Origin of the sequence: Pseudomonas sp. MWU12-2029 (assembly GCF_023242425.1) — a bacterium.
Lineage (GTDB): Bacteria > Pseudomonadota > Gammaproteobacteria > Pseudomonadales > Pseudomonadaceae > Aquipseudomonas > Aquipseudomonas kribbensis.
The window spans coordinates 228,618-249,900 of the sequence record NZ_JALJDY010000011.1 but is presented as its reverse complement, the minus strand read 5'-3'; the positions used below and the strand labels follow the sequence as shown (position 1 = coordinate 249,900).

16 protein-coding genes are annotated in these 21,283 nt (G+C 61.0%); 4 read left to right on the top strand and 12 right to left on the bottom strand.

Translation table 11 applies throughout. The annotated features are described in order from the left end of the window. Nucleotides 1-122 precede the first annotated feature (122 nt). Both M5B44_RS25365 and ptrR read right to left on the bottom strand, forming a co-directional pair. The gene (locus M5B44_RS25365; RefSeq protein WP_248740904.1) at nt 123-785 is read right to left on the bottom strand and encodes a M24 family metallopeptidase; all 663 of its coding nucleotides are present in this window, start codon (nt 783-785) and stop codon (nt 123-125) included. Nucleotides 786-873: 88 nt separating this feature from the next. Beyond that, on the bottom strand, nt 874-1,755 hold the full coding sequence (gene ptrR, locus M5B44_RS25360; protein ID WP_039767672.1) for a putrescine utilization regulator PtrR: 882 nt from the start codon (nt 1,753-1,755) through the stop codon (nt 874-876). A 103-nt stretch (nt 1,756-1,858) separates the two neighbouring features. Here ptrR and M5B44_RS25355 point away from each other — a divergent pair, with 103 nt between their 5' ends. After that, the gene (locus tag M5B44_RS25355) at nt 1,859-3,250 is read left to right on the top strand and encodes an aldehyde dehydrogenase family protein (protein WP_248740903.1); all 1,392 of its coding nucleotides are present in this window, start codon (nt 1,859-1,861) and stop codon (nt 3,248-3,250) included. A 48-nt stretch (nt 3,251-3,298) separates the two neighbouring features. On the opposite strand, the gene M5B44_RS25350 is transcribed toward M5B44_RS25355, so the two are convergent. Beyond that, nucleotides 3,299-4,831, bottom strand: coding sequence for an MFS transporter (locus M5B44_RS25350; protein ID WP_248740902.1), 1,533 nt, complete (start codon nt 4,829-4,831; stop codon nt 3,299-3,301). A gap of 74 nt (nt 4,832-4,905) precedes the next feature. Further along, a complete protein-coding gene (locus M5B44_RS25345; protein WP_248740901.1) occupies nt 4,906-5,736 on the bottom strand; it encodes an oxidoreductase in 831 nt (276 codons plus the stop codon). A gap of 130 nt (nt 5,737-5,866) precedes the next feature. On the opposite strand from M5B44_RS25345, the gene M5B44_RS25340 reads away from it, so the two are divergent. Continuing rightward, the gene (locus tag M5B44_RS25340; protein WP_248740900.1) at nt 5,867-6,772 is read left to right on the top strand and encodes a LysR family transcriptional regulator; all 906 of its coding nucleotides are present in this window, start codon (nt 5,867-5,869) and stop codon (nt 6,770-6,772) included. Here M5B44_RS25340 and M5B44_RS25335 read toward each other — a convergent pair whose 3' ends face one another. After that, on the bottom strand, nt 6,773-7,942 hold the full coding sequence (locus M5B44_RS25335) for a DUF1624 domain-containing protein (RefSeq protein WP_248740899.1): 1,170 nt from the start codon (nt 7,940-7,942) through the stop codon (nt 6,773-6,775). A gap of 105 nt (nt 7,943-8,047) precedes the next feature. Next, nucleotides 8,048-11,077, bottom strand: coding sequence for an FAD-binding and (Fe-S)-binding domain-containing protein (locus M5B44_RS25330; RefSeq protein WP_248740922.1), 3,030 nt, complete (start codon nt 11,075-11,077; stop codon nt 8,048-8,050). A 159-nt stretch (nt 11,078-11,236) separates the two neighbouring features. Here M5B44_RS25330 and M5B44_RS25325 point away from each other — a divergent pair, with 159 nt between their 5' ends. Further along, nucleotides 11,237-12,121, top strand: coding sequence for a LysR substrate-binding domain-containing protein (locus M5B44_RS25325; RefSeq protein WP_248740898.1), 885 nt, complete (start codon nt 11,237-11,239; stop codon nt 12,119-12,121). A gap of 181 nt (nt 12,122-12,302) precedes the next feature. Here M5B44_RS25325 and M5B44_RS25320 read toward each other — a convergent pair whose 3' ends face one another. The 6 genes from M5B44_RS25320 to M5B44_RS25295 form a co-directional block, all read right to left on the bottom strand. Further along, nucleotides 12,303-12,908 carry a DUF6338 family protein gene (locus M5B44_RS25320; RefSeq protein WP_248740897.1) on the bottom strand — a complete coding sequence of 202 codons (606 nt, stop codon included), beginning with the start codon at nt 12,906-12,908 and terminating at the stop codon, nt 12,303-12,305. 123 nt (nt 12,909-13,031) lie between these two features. Next, entirely contained in the window at nt 13,032-14,645 is a 1,614-nt protein-coding gene (locus M5B44_RS25315; protein ID WP_248740896.1) for a GMC family oxidoreductase, read from the bottom strand. A gap of 60 nt (nt 14,646-14,705) precedes the next feature. After that, a complete protein-coding gene (locus tag M5B44_RS25310; RefSeq protein WP_085731929.1) occupies nt 14,706-15,923 on the bottom strand; it encodes a mandelate racemase/muconate lactonizing enzyme family protein in 1,218 nt (405 codons plus the stop codon). 1 nt (nt 15,924) lies between these two features. Beyond that, a complete protein-coding gene (locus M5B44_RS25305) occupies nt 15,925-17,259 on the bottom strand; it encodes an MFS transporter (RefSeq protein WP_248740895.1) in 1,335 nt (444 codons plus the stop codon). An 82-nt stretch (nt 17,260-17,341) separates the two neighbouring features. Further along, nucleotides 17,342-18,766, bottom strand: coding sequence for an aldehyde dehydrogenase (gene aldA, locus M5B44_RS25300; RefSeq protein WP_248740921.1), 1,425 nt, complete (start codon nt 18,764-18,766; stop codon nt 17,342-17,344). 107 nt (nt 18,767-18,873) lie between these two features. Further along, nucleotides 18,874-19,806, bottom strand: a complete 933-nt coding sequence (locus M5B44_RS25295) for a LysR substrate-binding domain-containing protein (protein ID WP_096820112.1) — start codon at nt 19,804-19,806, stop codon at nt 18,874-18,876. A 185-nt stretch (nt 19,807-19,991) separates the two neighbouring features. On the opposite strand from M5B44_RS25295, the gene M5B44_RS25290 reads away from it, so the two are divergent. Next, entirely contained in the window at nt 19,992-21,170 is a 1,179-nt protein-coding gene (locus tag M5B44_RS25290; RefSeq protein ID WP_248740894.1) for a hypothetical protein, read from the top strand. The last annotated feature ends 113 nt before the right edge of the window (nt 21,171-21,283 follow it).

Genomic DNA, 21,283 nt, shown 5'->3' with positions numbered 1-21,283 from the left:
CCTTTTGTTGACTTTTGAGTTAGGAAACGGCCTGCATCATCGAAGCAATCGCTATGTAGTTACAACTACAGCGCTGCACCTCTTTGAACATCGACTCCTGACTCTAGCACCGCCAATGTGAGTCAGATCAACAGGTCTTCATAGAACGCGCCGTAGGGAAGTTCAGGGTGTTCGATCTGGATTTCCAGAATCCACACACCAGCATTCGGCGCCTGATCGAAATCCCCGAGATTGCCGCCACGATAAATCGCATGGGGAAAATCGCTGACCCGGTGGCCCTTGATGTCCAGGTTCAACTTCCAGCCCATGGCCTCCGCCTGATCGGTGGCGTAGCGGTACAGTTCGACACCCGTCACGCCCTTGCGCCAGAAGGCTTCGACCTTGTCGAAGAGTTCCTTGGAGGCTGCCGCACAGGCGATCATTTGCGGATCGGACCCGGTGACGAACGTCGCCCCGGCATCGCCTTCGTGGCCTTCCCAGACCACGCCCATGTCGATGAAGAAAATGTCGCTCTCGCCCAGCACCGGATCGCCGTCGGAGCGCTCCTTGAAAGTCTTCAGCGTATTGGCGCCGAAGCGGATCAGCAGCGGATGCCAGATCCGGTCCATGCCCAGCTCGACAAGAATTTCCTTGCCACGTGCATGGGCTTCGGATTCGCGCATGCCGGGTTTGATCACCTTGGCGATCTCGTCCACGGCCTTCCAGGTCAACTGCTGGGCGTGGCGCATGGTCTCCAGCACAAAACGCTCACCTACTGCTTCTTTACCGCTCAGGGCTGTGGTCATCGCTGATTCCTTCTGGCTAATCGCTTGCGCTGTATAGTTTTTTATATTGCGAAACAGGACGCCTAAGATACAACCATGACACAAAGTGTCAATTCTCTTCTGCACGCACCACGCCGCGCTCCTCGAGCAAGCGCACAAACATACTCAGACTGCGCGACACCGTGCCCCGCCGCCACACCAGCCACGTGGTCAGATAACGAAAATCCGCCGCCAGCGGCCAGACACTTACCGTCGCGCAACCGGGCATGCTCTGCAGCATGCTGCGCGGCATCAGGGCCAGACCCGCCCCCGCGCTGACGCAGGCGAGCATGCCGTGATAGGACTCCATTTCGAAGATCTTGCCGGGCACCGCCGCGTCGGTGCTGAACCATTTTTCGAAGTGATGGCGATAGGAACAGTTCGAGCGGAACGCGTAAATGTTCTCGCCATTCACGTCCGCAGCGCGCTGGATCGGCCCGTGATGCAGCGGCGAGATGATGACCATTTCCTCTTCGAATGCCGGGATGCCCTCCAGCGCCGGGTGCAACACCGGGCCATCGACGAACGCAGCCGCCAGGCGCCCGGAAAGCACACCGTCGATCATCGTCCCGGAGGGCCCGGTCGAGAGGTCCAGATCGACCTTCGGATGCTGCTGGTTATAGGTCGCCAGCAAACCGGGAATGCGCACCGCTGCCGTGCTTTCCAGCGAGCCCAGCGGGAACGCGCCCTGCGGCTCCTCGCCAGCTACCGTGGCGCGCGCTTCCTGCACCAGATCGAGAATCCGCCGCGCGTACTCCAGAAAACTCCAGCCAGCCGGCGACAGGCGCAAACGACTTTTCTCGCGGATGAACAAGTCGACGCCCAGATCCTCCTCCAACTGCTTGATGCGCGTCGTCAGGTTCGACGGCACGCGATGGATCTGCGCCGCCGCCGCACTGATGCTGCCGTGCTCGGCCACGGCCTTGAAGATTTCCAGTTGCACGAGATCCACAGTCATTCTCCAATCGTGAAAGAAACGCTCTTTATTATTCAGTTTCCAGAAATCAAACGCCACCCTACTCTGAGCGCATCCACTGACCTCGCAGGACGATGCCATGAGCCCGATTTCCAGCCAGACCCACGCCATCTCGATCAACCCCGCCACCGGCGAGCAGATCGGTCACTACGCCTTCGAATCCGCCGAGGCCCTCGATGCCGCGCTGACCCGTGCCGCCTTCGGTTTCGGCAAGTGGAAACGCAAGCCGCTGCAGGACCGCTCCCGCGCCCTGACCGCGCTGGCCGGCGCTCTGCGTGACAGCAGCGAAGCCATGGCGACCATGATCACCCGGGAAATGGGCAAGCCGATCGCCCAGGCCCGTGGCGAAATCGAGAAATGCGCCAAGCTCTGCGAGTGGTACGCCGAGCACGGCCCGGCCATGCTCAACGCCGAGGCGACTCTGGTCGAAGGCGGCAAGGCGCGCATCGAATATCGTCCGCTGGGGCCGATCCTCGCCGTGATGCCGTGGAACTTCCCGATCTGGCAGGTGCTGCGCGGTGCAGTCCCGGCGCTGATCGCCGGCAACACCTACGTGCTCAAGCATGCGCCAAACGTGATGGGCAGTGCCTATCTGCTGCGCGATGCCTTCACCCGCGCCGGGGTTGCCGATGGCGTGTTTGAAGTGATCAACGTCACCCCGGAAGGCGTTTCGACTGCCATCGCTGACCCGCGCATCGCCGCCGTGACCCTGACCGGCAGCGTCCGCGCCGGCATGGCCATCGGCGCACAGGCCGGTGCCGCGTTGAAGAAATGCGTACTGGAACTGGGCGGCTCCGATCCGTTCATCGTGCTCAACGACGCCGACATCGATGAAGCCGTACAAGCGGCAGTGATCGGTCGTTACCAGAACTCCGGCCAGGTCTGCGCCGCCGCCAAACGCCTGATCATCGAAGAAGGCGTGGTCGAAGAGTTCACCCGCAAATTCGTCGAAGCCACCCGCCAGTTGAAGATGGGCGATCCGTTGTCCGCCGACAACTACATCGGCCCGATGGCTCGCTTCGATCTGCGCGACGAACTGGATCAACAAGTGCGCGACACCCTCGAAGAAGGTGCCACCTTGCTGCTCGGCGGCGGCAAGGTCGAGGGCGCAGGCAACTACTACGAGCCGACCGTGCTGGCCGACGTCACCGACCGCATGACCTCGTTCAAGCAGGAATTGTTCGGCCCGGTAGCGTCGATTATCACCGCCCGCGATTGCGCTCACGCCGTGGCCCTGGCCAACGACAGCGAGTTCGGTCTGACCGCGACGATCTATACCGCCAACGTCGCCCTGGCCCAGCAACTGACCAGCGAACTGGAAACCGGTGGTGTGTTCATCAACGGCTACTCCGCCAGCGACCCGCGCGTGACCTTCGGTGGCGTGAAGAAGAGCGGTTTCGGCCGTGAGCTGTCGCACTTCGGTGTACGCGAGTTCTGCAACGCGCAGACCGTATGGCTGGATCGCCGTTGATCCAATGAACAAAGCCCGGAAGCGTTTTGCGCTTCCGGGCTTTTTCATTTACGCCGCAGCCTGTTGAGGCTCCGATACCGTCCGGTCCTTGCTCAACAGCCCCAGCACCACGGTTGCCGACGCCAGCGTGATGAGCGTCAGGATGTGCAGCAGATACTGGAACGCCGAAGCGTAGCCTTGCACCAGACGTTCATTGGCCAACCCTGGAATCGTGTTGATTGCGTGAGCCATGTCGCCCGTCGTCACCCGGTGCGCGGTCTCGGCAATCAATGCAACGTCGGCGCTGCCGGCCACCGATTGCAGATCGGTATGCAACAGCGAGGCAAGCATCGCCGCCACGCTGGCCAGTGCAATCCCCTCACCCGCCACCCGCACCGTGTTGAAGATCCCGGCTGCCATGCCGGCGCGTTCTTTCGGCACCACGCTGACCGACAATCCGTCCATCAAGCCCCACGGCAAACCTGCGCCAATCCCGATCAACACCATCGGTACCACCAACGCGAATGTAGGCTCGCCGACGTTGTACAGACTCAGCCAGTGCAGCCCCACGGCGGCAATCAAGAAACCCACGCCCGATAAAATACCGGCCGAAACAAAGCGGGTCATCGAAGCCGCAAGTATCGGCACCACCAGCATCGGCGCCGACAGCGCCAGCAACAGCAGGCCGGCATCGATTTCACTCAAGCCTTCGACGCCGATAAACCGCAGCGGCAGCATCACCACCAGCACGATGTAGCAAAAGCAGGTGCCGATCGGCAGCATCTGCACCCCGATGAAGCGCGGAAAACGGAACAGCGTCAGATCGAGCATCGGGCGTTTGACACGCATTTCGATGATGACGAACAGCGCCAGCAACAACGCCGAAGCGCCCAACAGACCGATCACCAACGGACTGCCCCAACCGCTTTCGGGTGCCTGGATCACACCGAACGTGAACAGCGCGAGCATCGAACTGAACGTCACGGTGCCTAGCCAGTCGAGACCGCTGGCGTCGGGATCGCGGGTTTCACGCATGCGCGGCAGGCCGAAGACCATCGCGATCACACCGATCAGCGCGGTGAAGACAAAGATCGCGCGCCAGTTGAACGCCTCGATCAGCGCCCCGGCCACCAACGGCCCGAACGCCAGGCCGATGCCAAACGTGGTGCCCAGCATGCTGTAGGCACGGGTGCGCGCGTGGCCTTCGAACTCCTGCGCCAGCGCTGCCGAACCACTGGCCAGCGCCGCCGCCCCGGCCACGCCCTGAATCGCCCGAAGCACATCCAGCCAGAACACCGAAGGCGCCAGACTCTGGGCAATCGACGCCCCGGTAAACAGCAGCATGCCGCAGGTGAACAGGCGTTTGCGTCCATAGACATCGGCCAAGGCCCCCGCCGCCATCAGCAAACTGCCGAACGACAACATGAACGCATTGGTGATCCAGGTCAGCGCCACCGGGCTGCCACCCAGGTCACGGCCAATGGCCGGCGTCGCCACTGCGCCACCGGTAAAACTTAACGGAAGGACCAGTGCCGACAGGCAAATGGCCGCGAGGATCAGCAGTTTGTCGCGCGCGTCATGGTATTGGGAGTCGGTTTTCATAATTTCATCCAATGAAAAAAAATGAGGCTGCGATCAACAGAGCGCAGCCTGCGATGGCTTCAACGGGGGTTGTGTCAGTCCTTGAAATCCGTGGACAGCGCCAGCTCATTCCACTGCGCCAGCTCCTGCGCCACCAAGCGGTTCTTCGCCTCGATTCGCGCAATGGTGTCGCTGCCCAGCGCCAACCGTTGCGGCGGGTTCGGTGCATTGACCAGCGCCAGCATGGCTTCGGCAAACTTCACCGGATCGCCCGGCTGTGCATGGTTGGCGGCTTCGGCGAAGGTGCGCATCTTGCCCACGGTTTCGTCGTAATCCGGCAGCACCAGCGCGGTCTTGACCAGCGATTGTTCGTCGAGGAAATCCGTGCGGAAGAAACCCGGTTCGACCACCGTGGCATGAATGCCCAGCGGCGCCAGTTCCTGACGTAGCGCTTCGCTGATGCCTTCGACCGCAAACTTGGTCGAGCCGTAGACACCCCAGCCCATGTAGGCCTGATAGCCGCCGATCGAGGAGATGTTGATCACCCGTCCGCTGCGCCGGGCGCGCATGTGCGGCAGCACGGCGCGAGTCACGTTGAGCAGGCCGAAGACGTTGGTAGCGAACAGACGCTCGGTTTCGCTGGCGCTGGTTTCTTCGACAGCACCCAACACACCGAACCCGGCATTGTTGATCAGCACATCGATGCGGCCGAAACGCTTGATCCCCTCTGCCACCGCTTGGTGGGCCTCGTCTTCACGGGTGACGTCCAGACGCAGCGCCAGCAGGTTCGGGTACTCGCCGAGGCGGTCGGTGATGTCTTGCGGATTGCGGGCGGTGGCAATCACGGCGTCACCCGCACGCAGGGCGTGTTCTGCGATGAGGGTGCCAAAACCACGGGAAGCTCCGGTAATCAGCCAGGTACGCATAGCAACTCCTCCTGTCAGTGACCCTGGCGATATTGCCGGGCCTTCTCGATGAGTTGATGCGACTTTAAAGCCGTGTTACTGATGCGATAATCCCAACAAAATTACATGACTTTGTGAAAGGCGCTCATCAATGAAAAATCCGTCCACGGCGGATCTGTCGATCTTTCTGAGCATCGCCCAGCATCTGAATTTCAGTCGTGCAGCGGTGGATCTGGGCCTGACACCGTCGGCGCTGAGTCACTCGTTGCGGGCTCTGGAAAACCGCCTCGGCGTGCGCCTGTTCAATCGCACCACCCGCAGCGTGGCGCTGACCGAGGCCGGCGAGCGGCTTTACGCGCGGCTGAAACCAGCGTTTCGCGATATCGAAGATGCACTTGAAGACCTCAACCATTTTCGCGACAAACCTTCGGGCAACCTGCGCATCACCTCCGGGCGCCAGGCGTGCGAACTGGTGCTGCTGCCGATTGCCAGCGAGTTTCTGCAGGCCTACCCGGACATTCGTCTGGAAGTGGTCGAAAGCGATGCGCTGCTGGATATCGTCGCTGCCGGATTCGATGCCGGCGTACGTTTCGGCAATCGGCTGGAGGCGGACATGGTGTCGCTGCCCATCGGCCCGAACCTGCGTTCGGTGGTGGTCGGTTCGCCAGCATTTTTCCAACGCTGTCCCGCACCTCAGAAACCGGAAGACCTGCATGCCCTGCCCTGCATCCGCCATCGCTTCCCGAGCGGTTCGATGTACCGTTGGGAATTCGAACGCGGTGGCATTGAACAGGAAATCGAAGTCAACGGCCCGCTGACGCTGGGCGATGTCAGCCTGATGGTCGGCCCTGCGCTGCAGGGCCTGGGACTGGCCTATGTGTTTGAAGACATGGTTAGCGAACATTTGGCCGCCGGACGTCTGGTGCAGGTGTTGGCGGACTGGTGCCCGTACTATCCCGGGCTGCACCTGTATTACCCGAGCCGGCGCCATGTACCGGCGCCGCTCAAGGCTTTCATCGACTTTGCCCGCAATGTTCGCGACGGTAAAACGGGCTAGTTACAGGTACTTCAACCAGGCGATGTCGCGGTGCCGGGCCTTCAGTGCAGAGAACCATCTCACTGCCGGGAACAACGCAATCGCCAGCACCATCGCCGCCAGCCACACCGCCGCCACCGACGAGAAACCGAAATAGCTGCCCTGATTGAGCCCGACCAACGCCACGCCAATCAGGTACAGCATCTTTAGCGCATACAGGTGCAACAGATAGAAAAACATCGGCGCCGAACCGAACACCGTCAGCCAGCGAATCCAGCGTCGCTCCTGTGCACGCTCGAACACCAGCAACAGCAGAAGGCCGATGCTCACCGTCAGCGTGATGAACAACAGCGACGGCGGGTATTTGGTGATGTTGAAGAAACCCATCAGGGTTTGCACAGTGCTGTCATTGATCGACCACGGTTTTTCGCCGTAACCGTTGACCAGTCGCAGCGCCACAAAACCCAGCAGTCCGACGATGCCACCGATCAACAAGCGGCGCTGGCGCACACCTGAATCGGCAGCGCGAGCGAACCACGGCCCCAGCGAATAACCAAGAGCAATCACGCCGATCCACGGCAGCAACGGGTATGACGTACGCAAGCGCAAACTCTCGCTGACTTCGATCCAGCCCCGGTCATGCAGGATTGCCCACGGTACGTGCAGCGCCGACTCCGTTCCGAAATGCAGTCCGTCGAGCAGGTTATGCCCGGCAATGATCGCCAGGCTCAATGTCAACAGCAGCCAGCGTGGCAACCAGACCAGCAACGACAGTGCGATCATGCTCAGACCGATGGCCCAGATCACTTGCAGGTAGATCACGCTCGGTGGCAGCTGGAACGTCCAGGCGAAATTCACCAGGGTGAATTCGAGTACCACCAGGAACAGACCACGCTTGAACAGAAAGGCACTGACGTCAGCCTTGCCGTCGTACTTTTCCCCGAACAGCCACGCCGACAAACCGGTCAGCAGCACGAATACCGGCGCACACAGATGCGCCAGAGTGCGGCTGAAAAATAGCGCCGGCTCGGTGCTGGCGATGTCCATCGGATCGGACACCTGACGATGCAGCAGAAAGGTTTCGCGCACGTGATCCAGCAACATGAACAGAATCACCAGGCCACGCAGCGCATCAATGGACAGCAGCCGGCCAGTCGCCGGCGGGACGTTTCGGGGAACAGCAAGGGTCATGAAGGGTTCGCAATCGAGTGAAGAGTTCGATCGGGCCGCGTGCTGACAGCCCGAATATTTGCGTTACCTTATAACACGAAAAAGCGCCTCAATTGCCAACGGTTCTCAAGCAGAACGTAGCCTTTCAAGCAGCACCTGCAACGGATGACGCACCGTCCGGTCGGCCTGGCGCTTGACCTGGCTGCGGCAGGAATAGCCGGTGGCCAGCGCTTCACCCTTCTCCACCGGCGCCTCGATCTGCTTCGCCCAGGACTGTTCGTAGATCACCGCCGAGGTCTCGCGATTGCGCGCTTCGTGGCCGTAAGTGCCGGACATCCCGCAGCAACCGGTGGCCTGGGTCGTCAGCTTCAAACCGACCCGTTCGAACACCTGCTCCCATTGCCTGGTCGCGGCGGGCGCGTTGGTCTTCTCGGTGCAGTGCGCCAGCAGACGGAAGGTTTCCTCGCGGCGCTGATCGGCTTGCTCCGGCATGACCTTGAGCAGCCACTCCTGCACCAGCGCCACCTCCGGGCATTTTTCCATCCCCGGCACTTTCAGATATTCCTGGCGATAAACCAGCGTCATCGCCGGATCGAGCCCCACCAGCGGCACACCGATCTCGGCCAGTGCGCGCAGTTGCCCGGCATTGCGCAACGCCGCGCGATTGAACGCCGACAGGAAGCCCTGCACATGCAGCGGTTTGCCATTGCCGCTGAACGGTGCCAGATAAACCTGATAGCCCAGTCGCGAAATCAGCTCGATCAGATCCGCCAGCAATGGCGCCTCGAAATACCGGGTGAACGCATCCTGCACCAGCACCACGCTGCGCTCGCGTTGTGCTTGAGTCAGCGTCGAAAGCACCTCGACCGACGCCGGCTGAACCTGCCAGCGGCGCATGGCCGCGTGGAAATCGAAACGGCTGAGCAACGGCACATCGACCATGCCACCGAGTCGCTCGATCAAGCGGCGGCTGAACGAGGCGCCCATCAAACCGTTGTAGAGAAACGGAATCCGCGCCATGTACGGAATCGTGTACTCCAGCGAGGCAATCAGATAATCCCGCGCCGGCCGCAGGTAACGGGTGTGGTACAGCTCGAGGAACCGCGAACGGAAGTCCGGCACATTGACCTTCACTGGGCACTGCCCTGCGCAGGACTTGCACGCCAGGCAACCGGCCATGGCGTCGTACACCTCGTGGGAGAAGTCCTGTTCCTGCGCACGGCTGTTGCGCCAGCGCTGCAGCAACGTGCTGAAAAACGGCGGACGGCGACTGGCATCGGCCAACACATCCACACCCGCCTCGCCCTGCAAACGCAGCCATTCGCGAATCAGCGAGGCGCGGCCCTTGGGGGATTGCGCGCGCTGACGGGTGGCTTTCCACGACGGGCACATCGCATCGTCGGGATCGAAGTTGTAGCAGGCGCCATTGCCGTTGCAGTGCATGGCCGCGCCGTAGTCCTGCCAGACTTTCTCGTCGATCTGCCGATCGAGTTCGCCGCGCAGGGTCACTTCGTCGATCTTCAGTAGTGCAGCGCCAGGAATATTCGGTGTGGCGATCTTGCCCGGATTGAACTGGTTGAACGGATCGAACGCCGCCTTCAACGCTTGCAGCGCCGGGTATAACTCGCCGAAAAAGGCCGGTGCGTATTCCGAGCGCAGGCCTTTGCCGTGCTCGCCCCACAACAGACCGCCGTAACGCTGGGTCAGCGCGGCGACGCCGTCCGAAACAGGGCGCACCAGTGCGGCTTGTTGCGGGTCTTTCATGTCGAGAATCGGCCGCACGTGCAGCACGCCGGCATCGACATGGCCGAACATGCCGTATTGCAGATTGTGGCTGTCGAGGAGGTCGCGCAGCTCGGCGATGTATTCGGCCAGGTGTTGCGGCGGCACGGCGGTGTCTTCGACAAACGGCTGCGGCCGCGCTTCACCGGCGACGTTGCCGAGCAAACCCACCGCACGCTTGCGCATGCCATAAACGCGGTTCACCGCCGCATGACCGACGGCCAGCGTGTGGCCCAGCCGCTCGACCGTGGCATCGGTGCCCAAGTGCTGGATGAAAGCCTCGACCCGGCCTTGCAGCTCCTCGGGATCGTCGCCGCAGAACTCCACCAGGTTGATCCCCAGCGTCGGTCGTTCGGCGCTTTCCGGGAAGTATTCAGCGACGCCATTCCAGACGATGTCCTGCATCGCCAGCAACAGCACTTTGGAGTCAACGGTTTCAATCGACAGCGGCTTGAGCGCCATCAACGCCCGGGCATCGCGCAACGCGTCCATGAAACCGGCGTAACGAATGTTCACCAGCATGGTGTGCTTGGGGATCGGCAACACGTTGAGCTTGGCCTCGACCACAAACCCCAGCGAACCCTCGGCGCCGCACAGCACGCTGTTGAGGTTGAAACGGTTGTCTGCCTCGCGCAGGTGCGCCAGGTCGTAGCCGGTCAGGCAGCGGTTGAGGTCGGGGAAGGTTTCCCGGATCAGCTCGCCCTGCTCATCAATGATCTGCCGCGCGCAGCGATACACCTCGCCGGCCCGACCCTCACGGGAGCACTCCGCTGCCAGCTCGCTTTCTTCCAGTGGGCGGCCGTGCAAGCGCTCGCCACCGCGCAGGACCATGTGCAGTTCCAGCACGTGGTCGCGGGTCTTGCCATAGGTGCAACTGCCCTGGCCGCTGGCATCGGTGTTGATCATGCCGCCGACGGTGGCGCGGTTCGACGTGGACAGCTCCGGGGCGAAAAACAGCCCGGCGGATTTCAGTGCCGCGTTCAGTTGATCCTTCACCACGCCGGCCTGCACCCGCACCCAACGCTGTTCAACGTTGATTTCAAGAATGCGGTTCATGTGCCGCGACAGGTCGACGACGATGCCGTCGGTCAACGACTGGCCGTTGGTGCCGGTGCCTCCGCCGCGAGGTGTTATCACGACTTTCTGGTACGCCGGCTCGGCAATCAGGCGTGCCAGCAGCGCCACGTCGTCGGCGTCGCGCGGGAATACCGCTGCTTGCGGCAAGCGCTGATAGATCGAGTTGTCAGTGGCCAGCACCACTCGGCTGGCGTAGTCGGCACTGATTTCGCCACGAAAGCCAATGGTTTCAAGGGCTTTGAGAAACTGTTGGTAGTCGGTGTTCAGCGTGGTGGAAGGCGACAGCTGGGCAATCATCGGGCGTGCAATCTCGGTCAAAAACGGGCCGTGTGGCGGTGAACAGTTGTGCGCAATGAATGATTGCGTCACGCTCCCGCCATCTCATAGGCCTTATGTTCATTGCAGAGCGATGCCGGGACAACCGTAAAATCGACCCGCAATCCATGACTAAAACGAATGAATCCGCGAACTCTCACTCCCTCGATGTCATTGCTGCTGGCGTTTGAAGCCGCCGCACGCCATGAAAGTTACACCCGCGCCGCCCACGAACTGTCGCTGACCCAGAGCGCGGTCAGTCGTCAGGTGCAGATTCTGGAAAAGATGCTCGGCATGCGCCTGTTCAGTCGCGAAGGCCGGCGGGTGATCCTTACCGACGTCGGGCGCATGTACCAGCGCGAACTGTCCGAAGCCCTTGGGCAGATCCGCAGCGCAACGCTGCAGGCCATGGCGTTTGGCTCGGGCATTCACAGCTTGCGCCTGGCGACTCTGCCGACCTTCGGCTCGAAATGGCTGTTGCCACGCCTGAAGGATTTCTACACCGCGCACCCGGGCATGACCGTGCATCTGCATTCACGCATCGAAACCATCGACTTCGATACCAGCGAAATAGACGCGGCGATTTGCGTGGGTGGCGGTGACTGGCCGGGGCTGACTGCCCACCGCTTGCACACCGAAGAACTGGTAGTGATCGCCAGTGCGCAGTTGTCCGATACCGAACGTCGTGCGGCCGACGAAGATATCGCCGGGCAACTGCTGCTCAACGTCAGCAGCAATGCTCAAGCGTGGTCCGAGTGGTTCAGCCATCACGCCCTGCCCCATCGCAGCATGCGCATCGGCCCTAGCTTCGAGATGACCTCGCACCTGATCCAGGCCGTGCGCGCCAATATCGGCATCGGGCTGGTACCGAGGATTCTGGTGGAGGATGAGCTGCACAGCGGTGATCTGGTGCAACTGGGGGAACCGATCAGCAGTAGGCGCAGTTATTACCTGGTGTACCCGGCGCGCAATGAGTCGCTGGCGTCGTTGAAGGCGTTTCGGGATTGGTTGGTGCAGACGCTCTGACTTGGCGAGCCTGAACTGGAGAGCTGGCAACCGGGGCGAATAAACGCCCCTTGTATCGGCTAACGCTTCAGCGGTGGGGGTGCTTTTGGGCCCTTGATCAATGGTTTTTCCAACTGTTTCCCATCTGGCCCGTAGAACAGGCGCGCGATGTGCGGCGGCATTGGCTGTGGTGCTCTGGCGGTCATGATGAACCCTCTGAAATCGGATTGAATTCAACCCATTTAACCTTCGCGGAATCTATCAACAAAAATTCAGCACCAAAAGGTACGTCAGTTCCATCGCTATTGAGCCAACACGGAGATTGCAACAGAAACTGTCCACTCGAAGATTCGGGCGGCCACTCCACCGGCCAGCCTAGAACGCGCCTTTCATCATCCAGATGCAGGGTGATGACGCGATCATATTTCGCAAATGCGCTGAACCATTGGCTAGGGTAGGAAGATTGTTTCGTTACGTTTCTGCTACGCAACCAACCATGTAAGTTGCCACTGGCGGACACGCAACAAGCCAGCAACCCAAACGTCAGCGAAGCAAAAAACGCCCATGCTGTTTCAGCCTTGGAGTCCCACGTTCCTACAGAAAAGCCCTCCCTCCCCACCCACAAACAGACCTCACCAACGCCCAGAACGGCCCCGTGAATCACAAACGTAAAAATCAACGCCTGCACAATCTGCCCGAACGTATCCGGCCGCTTGAACGCCGTCAGGGTGTAGAAAGTCCAGGTCGAGACAAAACCCGGGATCAGATACTGCAACAGCGGAATCACCTCTTTCACCAGATCATCCATGATCGGTCGCTCCTTGAATCAAAAAACCAATCCTCCAGAAACAGCAATGCCGGCCCGTAATGGGCCGGCATTCAAAGGCTAGCGCAGGCTGGAGATCCGTCTGCGATCAAGTGTCACCGCGCATTACGCATCCTGCAGAATCAGATCCGCGCCCTTCTCCGCCACCATCAGCACCGCGGCATGGGTGTTGCCCGAGGTCACGTTGGGGAAGATCGACGCATCGACGATCCGCAACCCCTCGAGGCCATGCACCTTGAGGCGCTTGTCGACCACCGAAGTCTGCTCATCCGCCCCCATCGCGCAGGAACCGCACAGGTGATAGATCGAGCCGCAGTTGTCACGGAAGTACTGCAGCATCTGCTCGTCGGTTTCCACCGCCGGCCCCGGCAAGACTTCATCGACCGTGATGCCCTTGAGCGCCGGAGCGCCCATGATCTTGCGCATCAGGCGACTGCCCTGGATGACCTCGTCGATGTCCTTTTGCGTGCTCAGGTAGTTCGGGTCGATCAACGCGGCATCGCGAGGATTCTTCGAAGCAATCTCGATGTGACCACGACTGGTCGGGCGGCACGGGTTGAAGCACAGCAGGAAGCCTGAATACGGCTCGGGCTTGAGGCTGGCCTTGTTGTTTTTCGGAATCTGATACGACAGCGGGTTGAAGTACAACTGCAGGTTCGGATGGCTTTGCTCCGAGTTGCCCCGGAAGAATCCACCAGCCTGATTGACGCTCATCGCCAGCGCGCCCTTGCGGGTCAGCAGATATTTCACGCCGAGTTTGAACTGGCCGAACAGCGAGCTGAGCTCATCGTTCAACGTCGGAATATTGGCCTTGTAGTAGTAGCTGACGCACAGGTGATCCTGCAGGTTCTGCCCCACTGCCGGCAGGTGTTTGACCAGCGGAATCTGATGTTTGGCCAGCAAGGCGCGATCCGCTACGCCGGACAGTTGCAGGATCTTCGGCGTGTCGACGGCGCCAGCGCACAGGATCACTTCCTTGCGCGCTGTGAAAGTACGCACCACGCCATGCTGGGTGATGGAAATGCCGGTGGCGCGCTGCTGGCTTTCATCGAACAGGACCCGGTCGACCAACGCGTAATGCTCGACCGTCAGATTCGGCCGGCTCAATGCCGGATGCAAATGGGCAAAGCTGCTGGAGCTGCGCTGACCGTTGCGGGTGTTGACGTCATAGATGCCCGCGCCTTCAAATTTCGGACCGTTGAAATCGTCGCTGCGCGGGTAACCGAGCTCGTCGCAGCCCTTGAGGAACACGTCGCAGATCGGGTGGGTCTGACCGGCCATCGGGGTGATGCTGATCGGGCCGCTGCCGCCGTGGTATTCGCTGTCGCCCAGTGGGTGGTTTTCCAGTTTGCGGAAATACGGCAGCACGTCCTTGAAGCCCCAGCCGTCGTTGCCGTTGGCCGCCCAGTCGTTGAAATCATGGGCCTGACCACGCACGTAGATCATCGCGTTGATCGAGCCCGAACCGCCCTGGACCTTGCCGCGCGGGGCGTAGATTTCGCGATTGCCCAACTGCTTCTGTGGCTGGCTGTAGTACATCCAGTTGAAGGTCGGGTTGTAATACATTTTGGCGAAGCCGACCGGGATCTTGAACCACAGGGAACTGTCCTTGCCGCCCGCTTCCAGCAGCAGCACCGTGTGTTGGCCCGAGGCCGAGAGCCGGTTGGCCAGCACGCAGCCAGCGGCGCCTGCGCCAGCGATGATGTAGTCGTATGTCATGCACGGTTACCGCGTAAGTCTTTTTATCGAACCCGCCCGTTGCCGGGCGGGGAAATCCCGTCAGCCCTTGGCCGGCGATGTGTCTTTGACGTCGGCCGGGGTCGGGGCCATTTGCAGGTGCAGGCGTTCGCCGGTGTAAGGCGAATGCTTGCGCACCACGTCCATGTTCAGCTCCACGCCCAGACCCGGCTCGGTGGACGGGATGATGTAGCCGTCCTCCCACTGCAACGGCTTTTTCAGGACCTCGGCGTGGAAGCCGCCCCAGGTCTCGATGCTTTCCTGGATCAGGAAGTTCGGCGTGCAGGCCGCGAGCTGGAAACTCGCCGCTGCGCCAATCGGCCCGTTGTACAGATGCGGGGCGATTTGCGCGTAATAGGCTTCGGCCATGCTGGCGATCTTCTTGCCTTCGAGCAGGCCGCCGCAGCGCGCCACGTTCATCTGCAGAATCGACGCACCGCCGGCCTGCAACAGCTTGAAGAATTCGTACTTGGTGGTCAGGCGCTCACCGGTGGCAATCGGAATGCTGGTCTTGGCGGCGACTTGCGCCATGGCCTCTTCCTGGCCCGGCGGCACAGGTTCTTCGAACCACAGCGGGTCGTATTTCTCCAGGCGTTTGGCCAGGCGAATCGCCGAGGACGGCACCATTTGCCCGTGAGTGCCGAACAGCAGGTCGCACTTGTTGCCCACCGCTTCGCGGATCTTGCGGCAGAAGGTTTCGCAGCGTTCCAGCACTTCCAGCGAGATCTGGTGCCCGGAGTACGCGGTGTACGGCCCGGCCGGGTCGAACTTCACGGCGGTGAAGCCTTTGTTCATGTTGTCGATGGCGCACTCGGCGGCCAGGTCCGGGTCGTCGTAGTCGTACTCTCCACGGCTGTTGACCGGGTACAGGTAGGTGTAGGAACGCAGGCGTTCGTGAACCTTGCCGCCGAGCAGTTCGTAGACCGGTTTGTTCGCGGCCTTGCCGATGATGTCCCAGCAGGCCATTTCCAGGCCGCTGACCACGCCCATCATGGTCAGGTCGGGACGCTGGGTGAAACCGCTCGAATAGGCCTGACGGAAGAAGCGCTCGATATGGTGCGGATCCTGATTCAGCAGGTAGCGTTCGAACACGTCTTCGATGATCGGCAGCATCGCTTTAGGGCCGAAGGTCGCGGCGTAGATCTCGCCGACGCCTTCGATGCCGCAGTCGGTCTTGAGCTTGACGAACAGCCAGTACATGCCGCCGATGTGCGGTGGCGGTACGGCGACGATATGGGTTTCAAGGGCGACGATTTTCATCTCAGGCACCTGTCTTGTTCAAAGAGGTCTTGTTCAAGGAATTGCGATTGATCCGGGCACGCAGGGTCACGGCAGCCAGAGTGCCGATCAGACCGATAGTGGCGATGTAGCCGAAATAGAGCTTGTAACCGAGGGCGCCAGGGAAATGTTCAGTGAGGTAGCCGTTGATCAACGGGATAAAAGCATCCGGCATGTAACCCACCACCGAGACAATGCCGATGGCCAGGCCGGTGATCCGCAGCGGAATGTTGCAGCTGTCGAGGATCGCCCAGTACAGACCGCGAATCGCGTAGGTCATCAGGCCGATGAAAATCACTGTCGCGATCAGCAGCCCCATGCTGTTGAGCGCCGGGAACACGATCAGCCCGACAATTGCCAGACTCGCCAGCAACAGCGCAACGATCAGCACCGAGATGTTCGAAAACTTGTCCCCCAACCAACCGCCGCCGATGCCGCCGATAGGGCGCATCCACAGTTTGATGGTGGTGATGGTGCCGGCCATGACGGCGGTCAGGCCGCTGCCTTGCAGGTAGTCCGAGAAGCTGTAGGTGGCCCAAAAGATGTGATAACCGCAGAACACGATCGCGGTGACCAGCCACAGTTCGGGAATCTTCACCAGCGTCGCCAGATCAGTGAGCAGGTTGAACTTGCCCTTCTCCACCGGCGGCGTGTCTTCCATCGACTTCGGGTCCTTGATCAGCACCAGCACACAGCCGATGGCAATACAGGTGAAGGCGTAGAGGTAAACCACATGCTTGAAACCTTCGGCGGTGGACTCGCCACGGGTTTCGGTGGCGAAGGCGAACAACGCCAGGGCGACCGTCGCCAGCAGCGCTTCGACCAGCCCGCGACCGCCATCGAGAATGCCGAAGAACCGGCCCTGCTCGGTGTGATGGGCAATCATCTTCACCCGCTTGAGCACCGAGGCCCAGAACGTCAGGCCGGTGGTCAGCCCCCAGCAACCGAAGATGATCATCAACCCGGTCATCGACGGCGCCGTCGAATACCACAGGCCCAACGCGCCGGTTGCCACCAGCGAGAAGAAGATCAGGAAACGCGGCGCGATACGGTCGGCCAGCCAGCCGCTCGGCAAGTAGCTGAGCAGGAAAATCGTCCCCAGCATCGAGTACAGATAACCCAGCTCGCTGTGGTTGATCTGGAACACCTCGAGCATGGTGGTCTGGTAGACCTGGCGCAGGTACAGAATCGGGTAGATCGCACCGGCGGCGAGCACCAGCAACATCAGTTGGAAATAGCGACTTCCCTTGTCGCTGTGGCTTTTCGAAGCCGAATCGGAACCCTGAACAGCGGCAGCAGAGGATGCATGCTTGGACATTGAAGTGACCTCGGGCGACCCGTGCTCCGGGCGCCCCTGATAATTGTTTTTATAGGTGTAGCGTGAGGCGTGAGGCGGTGGATCAGTACTTCATGACCACGAGACGGGTCTGGGTGAATTCGAGCATGCCGTGCTTGCCGTCATCGCCGCCCAGGCCGGAGCGTTTCCAGCCGGCGTGGTAGCCCTGGTACGGATCGGCCGGGGTGCGATTGACGTACAACTCGCCGGCCTCGATGGCGTTGGCGACTTTCTGCGCGGTGCGATAGTTCTCGGTGTACAGCACCGACGACAGACCGAACTGGTGGTCGTTGGCCATAGCCAGCGCTTCGTCGATGTCGCGGTACTTGAGCACCGGCAGCACCGGGCCGAAGATTTCTTCCTGGACGATTTCCATGTCCTGACGGCAGCCGCTCAGCAGCGTCGGCGGGTAGAAATGCCCCGGGCCTTCCGGCAGCACACCGCCGCTTTCGAGGACGGCGCCATCGGCAATCGCGCGCTCGACCATGGCGTGGATGTTCTTCTGCGAACTGGCGTTGACCAGCGGGCCCATCAGGCTTGCATCTGTGGCGCGGTCACCGAACTTCACGGCGGCGATTTTCGCTTTGAGCAGCGCGAGGAAACGGTCGTAGACGCTTTCCTGCACGTAGACCCGCTCCACCGCCGTGCACAACTGACCACAGTGAGTGGTCTTGGAGGCGATGATTGCGCTCGCGGCCGCTTCAAGATCGGCGTCGGCCTCGATGATTGCCGGGGTCTTGCCGCCCAGTTCCAGCGACGGCTTGGCGATGTTGGCCTTGCAGTAGTCGAGAACAATGCGCCCGGCGTTGACGCTGCCGGTCAGGGTGATCAGGCCCACGGCTTTGTGGGTGCAAACTGCAGCGGCGGTGGCGTGATCCATGGTCAGGATATTGATTACGCCGGCCGGCATGCCCGATTGCTCCACGGCTTTGGCGATTTCGAATGCCGAGGTCGGGGTGTTGTTGCTCGGACGCACCACTACCGTGTTGCCGGCAATCAGCGCCGGAGCAATTTTGCGCAAGAGGGTGTAGACCGGGTAGTTGAACGGAATCAGGCACGCGACGACGCCAATCGGCTCGCGGTGCAGGAACAGGTTTTCGTCGGGGCTGTCGCTGGGAATGATCTCGCCTTCGATGCGGCGCGCCCATTCGGCGTGGTAACGGGTGATCTGCGCGGCATAACGGGCTTCGTTGCTGGCGTCGCTCAGGCTCTTGCCGGACTCGGTGGCCAGGGCGGCACCGATGGCTTCGGCGCGATCTTCAAGGGCCGCTGCAAATGCTCGCAGGTGTTCGGCGCGCTCGATGCTGGTGAGTTTGCCCCAGGTCTTTTGCGCCTTGGCGGCGGCGTCGACTGCCGTCGTGGCCTCTTCGGCAGTGGCGGCCGACACCTGGCCGATCAACGCTTCGGTGGCCGGGTTGTAGACCGCGATCAGCGCCGCGCTGGCCGGCTCGATGAAGTGGCCGTTAACAAAATTTCGCTCGACTCGCATGTGCATCGCCCATCGTTTGTTTTTATCGATGCCGCCAGTCTTGTCATCGACAGCGGGATCAACAAACGATTTATCCGGCGATCAAACATTCGAAAAATGCACGTTACTCAGAAAATCGCTTTCGAAGGCTCAAGTTGGCGCTGCGCCAGCCAGATCTCTTCCTGCAGCCACTGACTGAAGGCCTGCAATTGCGGCATCTGCGTCTGTTCCGGGCGGGTCACCAGCCAGTAGGACTGGTGACCTTCCACATGCACGTTGTGCACCTGGGTTAGTTGCCCGCTGGCCAGCTCCGAGGCGACCATGTGCCAGTCGGCAATGGTGATCCCCAGACCATCGACCGCCGCCTGAATCGCCAGGTCCAACAGGTCGAATTCATAACCGCCCTGGGTATCGACACCCGTGATGCGCGCCGCGTCGAGCCAGTGTTTCCAGGTCAGGTAGCGCTGATCCTCCCGGGCCAGCACATGCAGCAGCGTCAGGCGATTGAGGTCGATGCCCTGATCACCGCCCTCCCGCGCATACAGGGTCGGCGCGCACACGGCGATGTGCCGTTCCTGAATCAGCAGCGAACTGTCGAGCCCGTCCCACTCGCCGTCGCCAAAACGGATCGCGCAATCGAGGGTGCTGGTTTCCGCGAGGCTGTCCTGCAAGCGGGTGGTGATGCTCAGTTCCAGTTCCGGGTGCTGCTCGCGCAAGCGTCCCAGGCGCGGCATCAACCAGCGGCTGGTAAAGGTCGGCGGCGCGTTGATGTGCAGGCGGTTGGCGTGGGTTTTCTGCTGGATGCTGCGCACCGTCAGCTCGATCTTGTCGAACGACTGATGCAGCGCCCGTAGCAGAATCTTGCCAGCACCGGTCAGTTCGAGATGGTGATGGCGGCGCTCCAGCAGACTTTCGCCAAGCTGTTCCTCCAATTGCCGCACCTGACGGCTGACCGCGCTCTGGGTGACGTTGAGCAACTCGGCGGCGCGGGTGAAGCTGCCGGTGCTACCGGCCACTTCGAATGCTTTGAGCGCATTCAGGCCGGGCATTTTGCGTTTCATACAGGGCACTCGAAAACCACAGACAAGGTGCGAAGCATCCCACGACACTGGCGAATTGTCCTACAGGATTTTCCGAGTAACATGCATTCGATGCAGGTTTCCCTGACGTTTTTATCGTTTGTTCTGCAGCGGGCGGATGGCAAAACTGCGCGGCATCTCTAATAAAAACAATCGAGAGCCGCTCCATGCCCTTCCCTGCATCTTTGCGCCTGCGCACCACCTCCATCGCTCTGTTCTGCAGCTTTGCCGCCCCGGCCATGGCGGTCCAGGTCACCGACAATCTCGACCTTGGCGGCGCCATTCGTGCCCGTTGGGACGTGGACCCGGATCGCGACATCCAGAAGTTCGGCCTCGACACGGTATTCCTCAGCGCCAAGTACAACTCCGATTCGTGGATCGGCGAAGCGCAATACCGCTTCTACGGTCGCTCCTACCCCTATCAGTACACCAAGAACTACGGCGATATCCGCTTCGCCAAGTTCGCGTGGGTCGGCTACAAGTTCAATCCCGACCAGCAAGTGCAAGTGGGCCTGAACACCGTGCCGTTCGGCTTGCAGCCATACTTCGGCAGCACCTTTTACGAAACCCTGGGCAACGTCATCGGCCTGGAAGACGTGCAACAGATCGGCACCAAGTACATCCAGCAAAGCGGCGACTGGAACATCCAGGCCGGCTACTACCTGCGCCCGGCCTGGCAAGGCAAAGGCACCAGCAAAGGCGTGACGTATTCGAGCGTGGTGTCCGAAGCCGACAGCTATGTGGCCGACGGCAGCAACAACCAGGAACGCAACACCGTGGTGCTGCGAGTGGCCAAGTCGCTGGATCTGGGGCCGTGGAAATCCGAGGTCGGGATCTCCGGCCTGACCTCGAGCATCGAGAACAAAGACACCAACAACGACGGTCGGCGCAACGCCGTGGCCGTGCACTACATGGGCAAGAACGGCCCGTGGGGCGTGCAGTTGCAGGCGGCGCGGCAGCAGATGTCTCCGCGCAATCCCGGCAGTGATGAAGTGGTGACCCTCGGCGGTTACGACGGCACTTACAACGTCGCCAGTCGCGGCAATCTGTACGTGGCCGACCTGAGTTACGACGTCGGCGGCAAATACCTGTTCGACCAGATCAGCGGGATCAAGCTGTACGCCAACTACAGCGCCTTCGACAAATCTGCCAGCGGCTTCAAGACGTCCGAGCGGATGATCCTCGGCACCTCGTTCTCGGTCAGCAAGTTGTGGGTCGCGACCGAATGGCTGTTCGGCAAAAACGATCCGTACATCGGAGGCAGCAGCTACACCCAGAGCCTTGGCGCGGGGGGGCTGGATCAGTGGGAAAACCAGTTGTATGTGAACGTCGGGTATTACTTCTGACGTTCGAAAAAATCGCAGCCAGGGCTGCGATTTTTTTTGCCTGCCCGTTGCGAATTCACCTTGCATCCGCACCGTCCCGATAGTCAGATAGCCCTCACCCCAAAACAACAATA

Coding starts and splice junctions, on each gene's coding strand:
- M5B44_RS25365 (WP_248740904.1), bottom strand. CDS start 785: ATGACCACAGCCCTGAGCGGTAAAGAAGCAGTAGGTGAGCGTTTTGTG.
- M5B44_RS25355 (WP_248740903.1), top strand. CDS start 1,859: ATGAGCCCGATTTCCAGCCAGACCCACGCCATCTCGATCAACCCCGCC.
- M5B44_RS25350 (WP_248740902.1), bottom strand. CDS start 4,831: ATGAAAACCGACTCCCAATACCATGACGCGCGCGACAAACTGCTGATC.
- M5B44_RS25345 (WP_248740901.1), bottom strand. CDS start 5,736: ATGCGTACCTGGCTGATTACCGGAGCTTCCCGTGGTTTTGGCACCCTC.
- M5B44_RS25340 (WP_248740900.1), top strand. CDS start 5,867: ATGAAAAATCCGTCCACGGCGGATCTGTCGATCTTTCTGAGCATCGCC.
- M5B44_RS25335 (WP_248740899.1), bottom strand. CDS start 7,942: ATGACCCTTGCTGTTCCCCGAAACGTCCCGCCGGCGACTGGCCGGCTG.
- M5B44_RS25330 (WP_248740922.1), bottom strand. CDS start 11,077: ATGATTGCCCAGCTGTCGCCTTCCACCACGCTGAACACCGACTACCAA.
- M5B44_RS25325 (WP_248740898.1), top strand. CDS start 11,237: ATGAATCCGCGAACTCTCACTCCCTCGATGTCATTGCTGCTGGCGTTT.
- M5B44_RS25320 (WP_248740897.1), bottom strand. CDS start 12,908: ATGGATGATCTGGTGAAAGAGGTGATTCCGCTGTTGCAGTATCTGATC.
- M5B44_RS25315 (WP_248740896.1), bottom strand. CDS start 14,645: ATGACATACGACTACATCATCGCTGGCGCAGGCGCCGCTGGCTGCGTG.
- M5B44_RS25310 (WP_085731929.1), bottom strand. CDS start 15,923: ATGAAAATCGTCGCCCTTGAAACCCATATCGTCGCCGTACCGCCACCG.
- M5B44_RS25305 (WP_248740895.1), bottom strand. CDS start 17,259: ATGTCCAAGCATGCATCCTCTGCTGCCGCTGTTCAGGGTTCCGATTCG.
- aldA (WP_248740921.1), bottom strand. CDS start 18,766: ATGCGAGTCGAGCGAAATTTTGTTAACGGCCACTTCATCGAGCCGGCC.
- M5B44_RS25295 (WP_096820112.1), bottom strand. CDS start 19,806: ATGAAACGCAAAATGCCCGGCCTGAATGCGCTCAAAGCATTCGAAGTG.
- M5B44_RS25290 (WP_248740894.1), top strand. CDS start 19,992: ATGCCCTTCCCTGCATCTTTGCGCCTGCGCACCACCTCCATCGCTCTG.